Raw genomic sequence first — 14327 nt, forward strand, 5'->3', positions numbered from 1 at the left:
GAGTCCGACTTGTCTATCAAGTTAAAGATGATCAGGTAGTTATCCTGCTCATTACCGTCGGAAAACGAGCTGATAGCATAGTTTATGACGAAGCGAAAAAGCGAATTAAAGACTAAAAATGGGAGCTTATAGCTCCCATTTTTGCCTTCGTATAACGTGTATTATGTTAATTTTAGGAAATCTTAGTCTTTAGCTAACATAATCTTCAGTTGATATTACTTGAGCATATGCAAATTCAAAAGCGGCCATTAATGTTGCATGGACATGACCAGCAGGTACTTTAACGCCATTAAATTCCAAGTCTAGTGTTGCACAAGCATCATGTATCACTTTTACCTTATAACCAAAATCAGAAGCAGCACGAACAGCAGCATCAACACACATATGCGTCATAGCACCAATCACGACTAACTCAGTCACTTGATTGCTATCTAAAATTTCTTTGAGATTCGTGTTTAAGAACGCATTGATGTGATTTTTAATGATCACAGATTCATCTTCTTGCGGCTTAACTGTGTCCTGAAATTCAATACCATTTGAGCTAGGTTCAAATATAGGAGATTCAGCATCAGCAATATGTTGGACATGAATCACTTGAGTACCCTGTTGACGGGCTTTCGCAATTACTTTCACTGCATTAGCAGCAGCTTGTTCAATATTTACCAATGGTAATTTACCTGTAGGTAGATATTCATTTTGTAAGTCGATAACTAATAAAGCTGATTTTGACATACCTATTCCTTTACTTAACTAATATTTGTTTTGTTCTACTTATGTTTTAAAGAAGTGGAATGCTTCCACTTCTTTAAGTCACTTTAGAAAGAAAGCGTTTCACCATCGATAGGAATTAAAACCTTATCTTGGATTCCTTTGTCCTTTACGTAATCTGCAAGCTCAGCACGTGTTACCGACATGTGGTTAATTGCATCCATGTGAACAGCAACCACTTTAGCATTTGGTGCTTTCTGAGTTGCATGATAAGTATCTTCTTTGCCCATAATAATGGATTCTTTAAAGCCATCAACCAAGGCGTTACCTGTATTCAAGACAATCACATCAGGTTTAAATGTTTGAATCGCTTGATCAACTTCAGAACGCCAGATGGTATCTCCTGCCACATAAACAGTTTCATGGCCAGCAGCTTCAAATACCACACCCATTGCTTCACCTAATCCAGCTTTAAGCTTAGGAATACGGTACATGGCATCAGTACCGTGTTGACCACCAGTTTTAGTGAGCTTAATCCCTTCAAAGGTCGCTTGAGTTAATACACGAACATCTTTGAAGCCTTGTGACTGAATGATTTTCTGGTCTTCTTTATTCTGTACAAACAACGGCATGTTTTTCGGAATAGTCGCTTGTGCTGCATCATCCCAATGATCTAAATGGGTATGGGTCACGATTACCGCATCTACACCTTCTAAAATCGTTTCGGGCTTGATAGGCAAATCGACTAATGGGTTCCGTAAATAGCTACGATGAGTATCAGGAAAACCTTCATAGAATCCTTTTTTAGCAAACATTGGGTCAATTAAAAAAGTCGTATCAGCATAGGTTACTTTAATCGTTGCATTGCGAATTTCTTGTATATGCGTAACTTTAGAAGTATCTCGCTGAACCACCTTATCATTCGCATATAAATGGACTGAAGCCATTGCCAGAGAGAGTGCAATAACAGAGCTACTTAAAATTTTATTCATGTTCCAGATCCAATCATTTAGTCATACTCGAATCATGATAGGAAAAATTAAGCAATAAAATTGTCCTTAAGGACAATCATCGAAACTATTGGGACAACATGCTATATTTATTATTTTAGAGAGGTAGATTGAATGGCTATACCAGTGATTGGATTGTTCGTATATCCCAATATAAATCCATTTCACTTCTCTATCCCCCATATCATTTTCAATATCAAGATTGAAGATAAACGCTTATTTGATCTGAAAATTTTTTCTATAGATGGCCAGCCCGTAACAACAGAACAGTCTATGATGATTATCCCTGATGGTGGGGTCGAGCTCATTAAAGAGTCGGATCTTATTATTATTCCTGGGTGGGATGATTTTAATCACGAGCCTGAACAAGTACTTATCGATGCCCTAAATTGTGCATATCAGACTGGAATTAGAATTGTAGGGTTATGCTATGGAACTTATGCACTGGCATATGCTGGTTTACTTGACCATAAAAAAGCAGCTACGCACTGGATGGCTGAACAAGATTTCAGTGAGCGGTTTCCACAGGTTCAACTTGATCATGATGCCCTGTATGTAGAAGACCAAAGGATTGTAACCTCTGCTGGAACAGGTGCAGCATTAGACTGCTGCCTATATTTGGTACGAGAAATCTATAATGCACGAATTGCGAATAAAGTCTCTAGAGTAATGGTGATCCCGCCTCACCGTGAAGGTGGGCAAGCTCAGTTTATTGAACAGCCAGTCGCAGAATCGAGCCAAGATGCACAAATTAATGTATTACTTGATTTTTTAAGAAAGAATTTAGCTTTACAACATAATATTGAAAGCCTCGCTGAACGGACACATATGACACGCAGGACGTTCACACGGCATTTTAAGAAAGCGACAGGCATGACCCTAGTCGATTGGCTGCATACTGAAAGAATCAGATTAAGTTGTGAACTTTTAGAAACGACAAACTTGTCTATCGAAAAGATAACCGAGCTTTCAGGTTTTAATAATACCGTGTCATTTAGAAAAAATTTTCGTGAAAAATATGGCACCAGCCCTCAGGCATGGAGAAAAGCTTTTGGGATCATTAATGAAAATAATCCACCCATTTAACATAATGGATATTATACGAAGTACATTTGTATATTAATATAAATATCAGATACTTATTTAAATGATAAAAATCCAAAAATGCCCAAAAAGCCGATTTTGAAACAAGTCGGCTTTTTTATGAGCGTTTTTGATAGTTCTTGCCAATAATTTTGTTTAAAAAGTAGTCAATTTTTCGGTTTTTCCAATGTTCTCAACGTCCCAGGATCTAAAATTATCCCCATTTCCTGCGGATAAACCTGGGAGAGTTTTTAGCCGGTCTTGTACGCATTTGCTTACGTCAATTACGGCCCTTTGCGCCTGTACGACCTGGCTGCAATTTCCTATGATGGATTCATCAGGAACAGGAAGTTCCACACAATAATAAGAACATAGATACGCACAAGGACTGTAAGGTACGACAGGAGTTATACCGAGCGAACCCATACGAAAAACCCCGGCATCCTGCCGGGGTTTTTTATTATCTAAACTTTATTCAATTTCTTTGTATTTGCTTGGTTTCAACTTAGCAAAAATCAATCATCACTATCTTTAAGCAATTGATTTATCAAAAGTGAAGAATAATATTTCACGCATCTTTGTTTGGTCAAAAATTGATGTTATTGCTGCACTCTATGATAATATGTTATCATTACCTAATCGATTTAGATGTCTCTTTTAAGCGCGAAACAAATTGCTTCCAAGAGCTATAATTTGCGTAGGAACACCATTAATACTTGGATATTAGTGTCGTGTGAGACCTTAAGAGAGACGGAAGGCGGGCAACTAACAGTTAGCTCGCCTTTTTTTATTTCTTATAAAGTAATTCACCTAGCCTATGCTTGTTGAGCTTTTTTAACTCACACTGCATAAAATTCCAAAGAACATTATTATTCACATCTATTTTTAAAATCAGTAGAATATGGTTTTTGGAACCAGCAAATATTCCAATAAAAGCAAGTCTAAATCCTCCATCAGAATATTTAATTTTCCATACTTCAAATGGATTCAATAATGTAAGGTGAGCTAATTTCGAAAATCGTTCTCTAGCATCTCTTCTTTTCTCGACTACGTGCCTCAAGTTATCTATCGAAACAATCGCCCAACTTTGAATAGCATTAAGAAGAATTTTTCTTGAATCGATCCCATCAACTAGTTCAAATTCTTTAGAAACAATCTCTAAAGCTTCTTCTTCAGTATCACCAGCCTTTAAAATCATTGATTCTTCAAATGGATGAAATTTTTCTAGAGGAGTATTTTTAATGTCATCAAGATTAAAGTTCTTCCAACTTTCTTGATCTTTTTCCTCCCTAATCATTTACTATCTCAACCATAAAAACGAACTATTCTACTCGATTATTTCCTTAATTATGCACAATTATCAATCCCATAAACTAAAGATGAAAATCTTTAGTTTTCAAAGCTAAAACAATTATATGAATCTTATTAATGTCTATAAATAAAATTCATATTTAACATAAAATCTCTTATACACAATTCATTCGTTTCTCAACACAAAAAATATACGACAACTTAAGACGCTCGCTTATGGGGCAAATATTGATCATAAGAAAATATTTATTATGATCATGAAATTACTTTTAATTTCATGGAAATAGTCATGTCTAAAAATGGCAAACAAACTTCAAAAGATGTTAGTTCATTAGCATCTGCCGTATTACGCGATCCATCATCTTCAGCAATTCAGAGACAGTTAGCTGGTTCGGCCTTATCTCAAGCAAATTCTGATAAGCAAACAGGAAGCACAATGGAAACAAAAGCATCGAATATCCTACAGAGTGAGAAATATAACGATACCACTAAAACTCTAGCGGCTTCGGTACTCGCCCAATCCAATAAGGAAAGATAATTTCAAGCTTAAGAGGCTAGTCTAAAATAGGTTAGCTTTTTACTTTTTTGAATTTCAGATTTTTGTTTAACCCGTCCCTATTAATATGTATTCGCACATTTCTATTATCAGCTTATGAATGAAGTAAAAGACCTTGAAATTAAATATTTATCAAACGATGAAGACCTATTTCATGTTGAGAAAAAAATTTACTTCCCGACATTCATATTCCAAGAATTTTTCGTTTTTCTATGCATAACCTTTGGTTCTTATTTTTCCATATTTATTTCTAGTCAAAAGTTTGCAACAGAAGAATCTTTCAGTAAATCATTTAACTTAGTTTTTGAATTTTTTACGATAGAAAATCTTATAGACACCAGCATTGGCTTATTTATCGTGATGGGGATTTTATGCTTTGTAAATCATCTGACTACACACTCAAAACTTAACATACAACCGATCTTAAATAGACTAATTAGTGCTGTCACAGATTTTTACTATCTTATGTTTTCGACCATTTTAGGCTGTATGGTTGGGCTATTCCATTTTCTACATAAATTTCCAACTATCAAAGAATATGACCAACTTCATCAACTTGCTGTAAGTGGTTTAATTACTATAGGATTAATCGGCTCAACAACTTCAATAGCAATACAGTTTTTCGTACATAAAAATAAAGTACTGCATAAAAAACCAGATTAACTCTGGCTTTTTTGTTCAGTCTCATCATTGGCCGAAAAAATACTTGGATTCGTGAGCCTGATGTTTTCCTGGCACTGATCGCATACCAACAGTCCTGCAAAAAGCTGTACATTTTTTCTTAATAGACAAAGGGTACAGGTCTTCGGAAACATAATTGTATTTTTTGTAGTGGCAATATTAGTATTCATCACAATTCCTAGAATAAGAGTTCTCACTATCTTCTCTTAAACTTCGTAGCTTGAATATTGAAGAAGATCCATTTTGAAAACTTTTGTAGAAAATAGAAATATAAATTATTGATATTAAAATTAAGAACTCAATTCTAGGCTTTAAAAACTTGGTTAAAAATCTTTCATTGAAAATTTTTAAAAGGCTGAGGAAGCCACACGAGCATGCCCTATCTAATTCATTAAACTGACCAAATTGACGTTTTTTATTAAACTCCTTATGATTGTTTTATGACTCAGTTTATTTATATTATTTTTCAAACACTTAAGATCAATTATTGAGTTTCCGTGACTCACCCTCTTATTTTAGTAATGACTCACCCCATTTAATTACAAATATCAATATCTTGTATTAAATTTTCTTATTTTTTGAGCCCAAATACCTGAGTCAAATTTTAATTTAAAATATCAAATACTTATATTAAAAAACTGTCTTTTCGTGACTCAGCTTTTTACTATAAAGAAAAGCACTTAAAAGCCTTATATTATAAGGTTTTTAGGGATGTCATCGTTAGATGCGTGGTGTGTGACAAAAAATCCCGGCGTGTGCCGGATCCTGGATTAGAAAATTGGCTAAAGTGACGTAGGGCCGGTGCTTGGTTTTGCATGGAAAAAAGTATTTATTTCCTTGTTTAGAAAAACGTAAAAAATCAATTTTTTGTCCATTCATCCAGGTTAAAAATTTCAACCCAAAACTTTAATTATGAAAAGCTTCATAGAACGCGTTCAAATGCGATTTAAGAGCCTTTACCTAAAAGACATAATCTCATAGTGAAAAACAGAAAACAGCTCAAAAAACGCAAATGAAAGCGAAATAAAGAGGTATTTTGACTTTAGATAGATGCATAGAGCGAGTGTCTACGAGCGAACTATCAAAATTTGCGCCTAGACCCTCTGAAAAACATTTTTTTGTCCTCTTTAGCCTAAGAAAGCGTAAGTTTCATGCAGAAATTTGCTCCTGGATCGAGCGTAGCGAGTAAAAAAGTTTTATGAGCGAAGCGAATTCCGAGTTGCTTTTGCTTTTTCTTAAAGTCACGCAAGTATTAACCAAAAAATTGCCCCAACGAACTGAGCGAAAGCGAAGTTCAATAGAGTTTGAGCGAAGCGAAAACCAAGGGCAATTTTTCATTCCGTGGGCTTTTAATTATTTTTAATCTTTTAAATGCTTTTAAATAAGCTGTAAACCTTTATTTATAATAGTTTCATAGTTAATAAAACTAGGTTTATCGACCCATAAAACTAGGTTTATCGACCCATAAAACTAGGTTTATCGACCCATAAAACTAGGTTTATCGACCTTAAAGCTAGGTTTATCGACCCATAATTAAGTTAATTTACAACTCAATTAAAATAGTCTATTGTACAACCTAGTTTAATTATAAATTTATTATTAGAAATGAGTGAATTAATCGTAAAGGATAATGCTCTAATTCAAGCAAGTTATACCTTAGATACAGTTGAACAAAGACTGATCCTATTAGCCATTGCTGAAGCTCGAGAAACTGGACATGGGATAACTGAAAATAGTCTTTTAGAAGTACATGCAAGTAGTTATATAAATACTTTTAATGTCGAGAAACATACCGCTTATACCGTACTCAGAGAGGCATCTAAAAGCTTATTTGATCGCTATGTCACATACCATGACATTAATCCTAAGACAGGTAAGGATCGTAGCTTTCATTGTCGTTGGGTCGACAAAATTGGGTATGAATCTCAATCAGGAATTATTTTCCTACGATTCACCCAAGATATCGTTCCACTCATAACTCGACTTGAAGAAAACTTCACTAAATATGAATTGCAGCAGGTTTCTAGGTTAAGTAGCTCATATGCTATTCGGCTATACGAGCTATTAATTCAATGGAGATCTGCCGGAAAAACGCCACTTTTTGATCTATCTATCTTTAGACAACAACTTGGTGTCAAACCTCATCAATACAAAACAATGAGTAACTTTAAAACATATGTTTTAGATTTTGCTCTTAAGCAGGTAAATGAGTTAACCGATATAACAGCTAAATATGAGCAACATAAAAAAGGGCGTTCTATTTCAGGTTTTTCATTCACTTTCAAACAGAAAAAAATGAGTAATCTGCCAATAAAAAATAAGCGTGACCCAGACACTATAGATATTTTCTCAAAAATGACAGATGCTCAACGCCATCTGTTTTCCCACAAACTGTCAGAACTTCCTGAAATGGGAAAATATTCTCATGGTACAGAAAGCTATCCGCAATTCGCTGTACGCATTGCAGAAATGCTTCAAAACCCAGAAAAGTTTAAAGAACTCTATCCTTATCTCCAAAAAGTAGGCTTCAAAGCTGCATAGAAGATAGACTTGCTGATTTGTCTATTAGACAGTCTAATAGACACTAATTTTTTACAAGATTAGGCAGAGATTTACACATGAAAAGCCTTACAGTTCTTGAGCTTTCTAAGCTTTACAATATTAATCGACAAACCATTTACAACAATATAAAGAAAGGTATTTTAAGTAAAAATTCTGATAATAAGATTGATCTTGCAGAAGCGATCCGGGTATTTGGTGAGCCAGTACAAAAACAGAATGTAAAAGAAACTGTAAAAGTAGACAGTCCAAATTCGGCAGAAGTTTTACTCCTTAGACAGCAGATAGACCTGCTAAAAAATCAGCTAGATGATGCAAAAAATAGAGAAAGCTTCTATCAAAATCAAATTGAAACTATGCAACGCCTATTGGAAGCTCCAAAAACCAATACAACACAATCTGATGATCCTGGATCAACACAGGCAGAATCCACAGTAGAAGAAAAAGAGGACGTCATAGCTATGCCTCCTAAGGAATCAGAGGTTATCGAGAATAAGCGTATTCCAGTCCCTGAACATATTGAGCCAGAACCAGAAAAAAGGGGCTTCTGGAGCCGTTTTTTCAAGCCCTATGGATGATAGGACTATTTAATCAGACTAATCAAAACCGTGGAACATTGTTTATTTATTGATCGTGGAACATGAAAAATCACTAAAACAGCCTAAGAGTGACTGCTTAGGCTGTTTTTACATCTATAAGACATTGTTTTAAAATGGATTTTACAGGACGTTTCGTATAACGCGTATTATGTTAATTTTAGAAATATTAAATAAATAGTTAATTGGAGTTATAGCCAAATCTTCTTGTTAATAACGTATTTTTCCACCAACCCTCTCGACTCAATATAACTTTATCGTCTGTTTTAGTTTTAAAAATATCAAGAATTGAATAATAAAAATTATTTTCAATACGCTCTAACGGCAATTGCTGTAAATGAACATTTCCCCGCTAACAGAAATTTACCTACAAAGCATTTTTCATTAATGACTTTAAAAATTATAAGCTCGAAATTCATATTAATTGTTTTTTTAGATTATCTTCATGTTTTTTATTGATTTCAATAATATTTGTTTTTTATTTACTATATGATCCGTACAGCAAGTAAATCATTTTTAATGAGATACTTATCACATTTTTTTGGGAAAATAAAAGCTGATTTTTAATTAAGCCAATTTTTTAATTGGAGTAATTTAGAGTAAAGTATCTAATTTTTTCTAAATAAATTATGTACTTGCTTGTTTAATGAGCGTATATTTCCTCGCCTACTTTGATCAAAAGTTCATCCACTTTTTAAGGTTAGGCTGAACTTAAATATTGGATTCAATCTCATGAAAAAAATTACATATGTTTCTTTGCTCATTTCATCTGTACTTGGCTTTTCTGCAGCACAAGCAGCTACTGCCCCAACACAGAACTTTGAAGTGAAATTAACAATCAATGAATCGTGTGAATTTAATTCAGCTACAGATATTGATTTCGGAAGTTTAGATCGTTCAACCGACGTAAACCGTACCCAAACAGGTAAATTAACAGCTACATGTACCATTGGCACACCTTATAAAGTGGTACTGGATAGCGAACGTCAAATGAAGCATAAATCTGACAGTACTTCTGTCGTGGCTTATGATTTATTCCAAGATACCGGTGCACAAAAGATCTGGGGTAAAACAGTTGATCAAGCACTAGAGCAAACCGGTACAGGTAAAGCACAAGAGTTGCCTGTCTATGCGAAATTAAAAGGCAACACAAATGTTAAGGCAGGTGTATATACTGATGTTGTGACTGCTAAAATTACTTACTAATTAAGTTATAAGTAAACAAGGAGAGGCTATTGCAAGGTATATTTGAAAAAATATTAAATCGTCAGCATATCTATATGGTGACTCTCTTAGCTTCTTCCTTTTGTTCTTTAGCACAAGCAGCTAGTCTACAAGTATCTCCCATCCTTGTAGAGTTTTCTTCCCAGGAAAAAGCAAAAGAGCTTTGGCTTACAAACACGGGGAAAACAAATATTCGTGCTCAAGTACGTATGCAAGAGTGGACTCAGCTTAATAACCAGGAAATTCTGGAACCGACTAAGAAGCTTATTGCAAGTCCACTTATTACTGAAATTAAACCTGGTCAAAGACAATTAGTACGCTTGATTAAGCCAGCCAATACTAATAGTACTCAGGAGCAGGCATTTCGAGTACTGGTAGATGAGTTGCCAGGAAGTAGTTCCGAGCAAAATAACTCGGGTTTAAATATTTTATTGCAATACTCAATTCCTGTTTTTTATAAGTCTTCGCAACCTCATAAAATTACTCAAGGTCTAACCTCGCTTGATAATATTCAGTTTAAATATACGAACGGCCAGATTTCAGTGTCGAACCGTTCTAGTTCCTATTTACGCTTAAGTCAGTTGAGTTATGTATCCACGACAGGAAATATCGTACCTTTGATATCTGGATTGATGGGTTATGTTTTGGCAGGACAAACGATGTCTTGGAACTTACCGATCAGTCTTCCAGATAATGGTGCAGGAAAGTTTCGATTAGTTATTAATTCTGATATTAATCAACAGGTTATTCCTGTAAATAAATAAATACTTGATATGATTAGGGCTAATTACTTGAGTGTAATTTTGCTTGGACTTCTTTATGTACAAGAGGGAATAGCAAATGAAGTGACTTCTCAAGAAGTAGATTCGACCATTCAACAGGAACTTTTTTTAGATGTTATTTTAAATCAATCTAACTCAAATATTTTAGGCCATTTTCTCCAACAAGATGATCAGCTTTATATATCTACAGAAACTTTACAAGACCTTAAATTAACTTTACCTGCTGATCTGCAAACTAATCCTGCAGGCTACTATCTTTTAGAAGACATACCTTCAGTCAAATATAAATACGATAATTCCAACCAGAAAATTTACCTTGATGTAGATATTAAAGCACTTAAACGAACTTCCTATTATCCTGCATATACTATTATTGAACCTGTCAAACTTGACCCAGCTCAAGAGCGACCAGGCGCTTTGTTTAATTACGATTTCTATAGCCAGTATTCCGAAGATTATTTCAATTTAAGTGGAACCCATGAGTTTCGTGTATTTGGCTTAGGAGAGGGAGGAATCTTAAATTTATCCTCAAATTATAGCTATATCAAAACAGATGAAGATTCCGAATTAAATGCTTTAATTCTAGATACTTATTGGCAGCGTGATTTACCTGAAAAAATGCTTACTATCAGAGTGGGTGATGATCAGTCCAAACCATTGAGCTGGAGTAGGTCTACCCGCATTAGCGGAGTAAGTCTTTCTAAAAATTTTGCTCTTCAACCCTATCAAATCACGACTCCCTTGGAATCATTTAAAGGTGAAGTAAGTTTACCATCCACAGTAGATTTGTTTATTAATGGGCTAAAGCAAACAACTCAGCAAATCATACCTGGTCAATTTGAAATTGAAGCGATCCCTATTATTACTGGAGTTGGACAAGCTCAAGTAGTTGTGACTGATATCAATGGCCAACAAAGAGTTCTTAATTTTTCTTTATATGGAACTAATCAACTGCTAAAGGAAGATTTGAGTGACTGGTCATTTAACCTAGGTTATACACGTTTAGCATATGGGGAACGTTCCTTCAAATATGATAAGGATCTGGTTACTAATACCAGTTATCGGTATGGTTTAACACAAGATTTAACTGTAGAGACACATTTGGAGTTAGCGCCTGATCTGTACTTGGGAGGAGCAGGATTTATCCAAAGACTAGGAAACCGCGCAGGTCTGTTAAATGCAGCATATTCTTTTAGTGACTATCAGGGATTAACCGGAGCTATTTATCAATTAGGATATAACTGGAATTCTAGGTACTTAACTATCTCTTATAATACGGCTCGGCAGTCAGGCGAATATTACGATATCGCGCATCTAAATGGTTTAGCACTTCCTCAGCGATCTGATCAATTTTTTCTAGGTACGAATAATAGGTTAGGCCAGTTCGGGGCAAGTTATATTTATCAAGAACAAGATTGGGATTCAACTAACGAGTTTTTAACATTTAATTGGTCTTATTCATTCCCTAACAATTATTATCTCAACTTAAGCGCAAATCATGATTTAAATGAATCAGATACCAGATATTATTTGAGCTTGAATGTTCCATTAGAAAAGAGACGAACCGTCAACTTATCCTATCAGCAAGATCAGGAACAAGAGAAGCTGTCTTTTAATGCGCGTCAGTCCGTCTCTCGTGATGTTGGTGGGTGGGGATGGCAAGTACAGGTAGATACGGCTCAGGATAATCGAAATATCCAGACTCAACTTGCCCGGATTCACAACTATGGGGAGTGGAGTTTAGGCGTACAGGAATTTAAAACCGATAACAGCTCTTCTCGAATAGCCAACGGTACATTAAGTGGAAGCCTGTTAATGATGAATCGAAGTTTATTCCCAATGCGTAGATCTTTTGATTCATTTGCTTTGATTTCAACCTCTAATATCCCTGAAGTACCAGTGAAATTAGAAAATAGATCAGTAGGAAGGACCAATAGAAACGGAGAACTGGTCGTCACCTCACTGAATCCTTACCAAAATAACAAGATCACAATCGATGCATTAGAATTACCTGCTGACTATTATATTGAAACAACAGAAAAGAATGCTGTACCAAGGTTTGGTAGTGGAGTCTTCATAGATTTTCCTGTTTACCAGATTCAGGCGATTCAAGCAGTTATTAAACAAAAAGATGGAAGCGTAATTGAAGCCGGGTCGAATGTCTGGGCAAGTCCAGATTTAAAGTCCTCAATACCAGAGCCTCTTACTGTGGTTGCACATGATGGTATGATTTATATGGAAAACCCTAAAGTAACTAAATTCTTTGTAGAGCAAAAAGACAAAATGTGTAGCTTTGAGATAAATGGTTTAGATACCCAGAAAGGTTTAATTGATTTAGGAGACTTGCTATGCGAATAATGAGCAAAAAAAAATCTCCTTTTTTATCAAGCAAAAATTTAACTTTAATGTCAGGTCTATTTTTAGGTTTGATGATTACAGGTGAAAGTCAGGCTGCTAAATGCAGTATTTCTTCTACCTCGCTTGATTTTGGTGAGGTGAGTCCTGCATTAAGTACGACTTCTACCAATATTACTCTTCGTTGTGATCCACGTTCCATAATGAAAACAAATATACGTGTGTGTTTGACCGCTACAAGTTGGCTTTATAATGATACAACCCGTTATATTTATACTAATATTTTAGGCATACCGAACCTACTTCAATCTTTGAAATATAATCTTTTTTATGACCCCGGTTTTACTCATTTAATCCAATCGCGTGATCAATTAACTGCTATGGGTTGTAGAGACTATACAATTACGGGTGGTAAGCAATTGACTGAAGTGATCCCAGTTTATGGTCTTTTTTATCCAGGACAGACAGGGGCTGCTGGTAATTACAGATCCTCTACTTTATCGCTTGAAATCCTTTATGATTTTGAAAGAAATGAGAACTATCCTAACGGCTATAACGCTAGTAATTTAAGATATTCGGATACGGCCAATATGAGTGTTTTTGCAGAATATGAGAATGTTTGTGCATTACTCTCAACAACAGATTTGGATTTTGGTCAAATTGATAATTTGAACAGAGACTTACACACAAGTGGTCAAATTTCTCTGCAATGCCCTTCACGCACTACTTGGCGAGTAGGATTAAATAATGGCAAATATGCTCTGAATAATCAGAGAAGAATGTTTAATGGCAAGGATTATATAAATTATGATTTATACTTAAACAGTAACTTAACTCAAAAATGGGATAGTTCTAATAACAGGTCGCAAGGTGTAGGAACAAATGGGCAGCAATCAATCTCTGTTTACGGACATGTCCCCCAACAGCCTCTCAAAAGTGCAGGAAACTATAGTGATACTGTGACGGTCACTTTAACGTATTAATATGTAATCGTAGCAACCACAATATCATTATATACACCCGCAGGAACATTCGTGGCGCCTTCATTAATTTTTGCCCAGATTTTGAAGTTCTGATCCGTACCAGTTCCCGTACTTGCAAAATTTTCTTGAGAAGAGCTTCCCCAAACAGTTTTAAATCCAGCATCCTGATAGAGCTGATACGGAACCTGGATAGAATTGTCTTGTGTATTCTTTAAAGTCTTATCGCTGTTTAAAGCAATCGAGTATGGAGTATTTTGACTACAACTAACATTCAAACTTCCTGAGCTAGTTACGTGATTTGTTGATCGTTGAATAGATCCAAAATCAATAGATTGAGTCTGAGTACTCTGGATCTCACAATGTTCTGTTACGGTAAGTTGGACAACAAATTCAGATGAATTTTCATTTTTTTGGGTATAAGCAATTGTAGAAAATAAGATAATGAAACTTAAAAAGTATTTCATTTTTCTCATAACCTT

Annotated in this window: 14 protein-coding genes and 2 pseudogenes; 10 read left to right on the plus strand and 6 right to left on the minus strand. The window is 35.1% G+C overall.

Going from position 1 to position 14327, the window contains the following annotated elements:
- Positions 1–116, plus strand: a pseudogene (locus FTU69_RS12620) (type II toxin-antitoxin system RelE/ParE family toxin); the annotation flags it as partial.
- A 73-nt stretch (positions 117–189) separates the two neighbouring features.
- Here the strand turns inward: FTU69_RS12620 and FTU69_RS12625 are convergent.
- Together FTU69_RS12625 and FTU69_RS12630 are read right to left on the minus strand one after the other, a co-directional pair.
- Positions 190–732, minus strand: coding sequence for a cysteine hydrolase family protein (locus FTU69_RS12625; RefSeq protein ID WP_004637127.1), 543 nt, complete (start codon positions 730–732; stop codon positions 190–192).
- Between the two features lie 83 nt (positions 733–815).
- Positions 816–1700: an MBL fold metallo-hydrolase gene (locus FTU69_RS12630; RefSeq protein WP_005176778.1), complete on the minus strand. Its 885-nt coding sequence runs from the start codon at positions 1698–1700 to the stop codon at positions 816–818.
- 132 nt (positions 1701–1832) lie between these two features.
- Here FTU69_RS12630 and FTU69_RS12635 point away from each other — a divergent pair, with 132 nt between their 5' ends.
- Positions 1833–2804, plus strand: coding sequence for a GlxA family transcriptional regulator (locus tag FTU69_RS12635; RefSeq protein ID WP_180103980.1), 972 nt, complete (start codon positions 1833–1835; stop codon positions 2802–2804).
- Positions 2805–3588: 784 nt separating this feature from the next.
- Here the strand turns inward: FTU69_RS12635 and FTU69_RS12640 are convergent.
- A complete protein-coding gene (locus FTU69_RS12640) occupies positions 3589–4098 on the minus strand; it encodes a PBECR2 nuclease fold domain-containing protein (protein WP_180103981.1) in 510 nt (169 codons plus the stop codon).
- 303 nt (positions 4099–4401) lie between these two features.
- Here FTU69_RS12640 and FTU69_RS12645 point away from each other — a divergent pair, with 303 nt between their 5' ends.
- On the plus strand, positions 4402–4650 hold the full coding sequence (locus tag FTU69_RS12645) for a hypothetical protein (protein WP_179991671.1): 249 nt from the start codon (positions 4402–4404) through the stop codon (positions 4648–4650).
- Between the two features lie 114 nt (positions 4651–4764).
- Positions 4765–5331, plus strand: a complete 567-nt coding sequence (locus FTU69_RS12650) for a hypothetical protein (protein WP_180027413.1) — start codon at positions 4765–4767, stop codon at positions 5329–5331.
- Here the strand turns inward: FTU69_RS12650 and FTU69_RS14825 are convergent.
- A complete protein-coding gene (locus FTU69_RS14825) occupies positions 5328–5519 on the minus strand; it encodes a hypothetical protein (protein WP_257223649.1) in 192 nt (63 codons plus the stop codon). The two genes, FTU69_RS12650 and FTU69_RS14825, sit on opposite strands and share 4 nt — an antisense overlap.
- 1435 nt (positions 5520–6954) lie before the next feature.
- Here FTU69_RS14825 and repM point away from each other — a divergent pair.
- Together repM and FTU69_RS12660 are read left to right on the plus strand one after the other, a co-directional pair.
- Entirely contained in the window at positions 6955–7890 is a 936-nt protein-coding gene (gene repM, locus FTU69_RS12655) for a replication initiation protein RepM (protein WP_001292329.1), read from the plus strand.
- A gap of 77 nt (positions 7891–7967) precedes the next feature.
- Positions 7968–8486 (plus strand): plasmid replication DNA-binding protein, encoded by a 519-nt coding sequence (locus tag FTU69_RS12660; RefSeq protein ID WP_180103982.1) that lies wholly within the window; start codon positions 7968–7970, stop codon positions 8484–8486.
- A 199-nt stretch (positions 8487–8685) separates the two neighbouring features.
- Here the strand turns inward: FTU69_RS12660 and FTU69_RS14830 are convergent.
- A pseudogene (locus tag FTU69_RS14830) lies at positions 8686–8853 on the minus strand (GIY-YIG nuclease family protein); the annotation flags it as partial.
- A gap of 383 nt (positions 8854–9236) precedes the next feature.
- Here FTU69_RS14830 and FTU69_RS12665 point away from each other — a divergent pair.
- From FTU69_RS12665 to FTU69_RS12680, 4 genes are read left to right on the plus strand one after another with little or no spacing between them, the layout of a single operon-like run.
- Entirely contained in the window at positions 9237–9710 is a 474-nt protein-coding gene (locus FTU69_RS12665) for a spore coat U domain-containing protein (protein ID WP_218945736.1), read from the plus strand.
- Positions 9711–9739: 29 nt separating this feature from the next.
- Complete coding sequence (locus FTU69_RS12670; RefSeq protein WP_179991649.1) at positions 9740–10492, plus strand: molecular chaperone; 753 nt, start codon at positions 9740–9742, stop codon at positions 10490–10492.
- Between the two features lie 27 nt (positions 10493–10519).
- A complete protein-coding gene (locus FTU69_RS12675; RefSeq protein WP_180103983.1) occupies positions 10520–12868 on the plus strand; it encodes a fimbria/pilus outer membrane usher protein in 2349 nt (782 codons plus the stop codon).
- Complete coding sequence (locus FTU69_RS12680; protein WP_180103984.1) at positions 12859–13848, plus strand: spore coat protein U domain-containing protein; 990 nt, start codon at positions 12859–12861, stop codon at positions 13846–13848. Before FTU69_RS12675 ends, FTU69_RS12680 begins: the two co-directional genes overlap by 10 nt.
- Here the strand turns inward: FTU69_RS12680 and FTU69_RS12685 are convergent.
- Positions 13845–14321: a spore coat U domain-containing protein gene (locus tag FTU69_RS12685; protein WP_168406833.1), complete on the minus strand. Its 477-nt coding sequence runs from the start codon at positions 14319–14321 to the stop codon at positions 13845–13847. The genes FTU69_RS12680 and FTU69_RS12685 overlap by 4 nt on opposite strands.
- Between the last annotated feature and the right edge of the window lie 6 nt (positions 14322–14327).

The organism is Acinetobacter sp. YH12134, from assembly GCF_013418555.1.
GTDB lineage: Bacteria > Pseudomonadota > Gammaproteobacteria > Pseudomonadales > Moraxellaceae > Acinetobacter > Acinetobacter indicus.

Coding starts and splice junctions, on each gene's coding strand:
- FTU69_RS12665 (WP_218945736.1), top strand. CDS start 9,237: ATGAAAAAAATTACATATGTTTCTTTGCTCATTTCATCTGTACTTGGC.
- FTU69_RS12625 (WP_004637127.1), bottom strand. CDS start 732: ATGTCAAAATCAGCTTTATTAGTTATCGACTTACAAAATGAATATCTA.
- FTU69_RS12685 (WP_168406833.1), bottom strand. CDS start 14,321: ATGAGAAAAATGAAATACTTTTTAAGTTTCATTATCTTATTTTCTACA.
- FTU69_RS12660 (WP_180103982.1), top strand. CDS start 7,968: ATGAAAAGCCTTACAGTTCTTGAGCTTTCTAAGCTTTACAATATTAAT.
- FTU69_RS12680 (WP_180103984.1), top strand. CDS start 12,859: ATGCGAATAATGAGCAAAAAAAAATCTCCTTTTTTATCAAGCAAAAAT.
- FTU69_RS12635 (WP_180103980.1), top strand. CDS start 1,833: ATGGCTATACCAGTGATTGGATTGTTCGTATATCCCAATATAAATCCA.
- repM (WP_001292329.1), top strand. CDS start 6,955: ATGAGTGAATTAATCGTAAAGGATAATGCTCTAATTCAAGCAAGTTAT.
- FTU69_RS12630 (WP_005176778.1), bottom strand. CDS start 1,700: ATGAATAAAATTTTAAGTAGCTCTGTTATTGCACTCTCTCTGGCAATG.
- FTU69_RS12650 (WP_180027413.1), top strand. CDS start 4,765: ATGAATGAAGTAAAAGACCTTGAAATTAAATATTTATCAAACGATGAA.
- FTU69_RS12640 (WP_180103981.1), bottom strand. CDS start 4,098: ATGATTAGGGAGGAAAAAGATCAAGAAAGTTGGAAGAACTTTAATCTT.
- FTU69_RS12645 (WP_179991671.1), top strand. CDS start 4,402: ATGTCTAAAAATGGCAAACAAACTTCAAAAGATGTTAGTTCATTAGCA.
- FTU69_RS14825 (WP_257223649.1), bottom strand. CDS start 5,519: ATGAATACTAATATTGCCACTACAAAAAATACAATTATGTTTCCGAAG.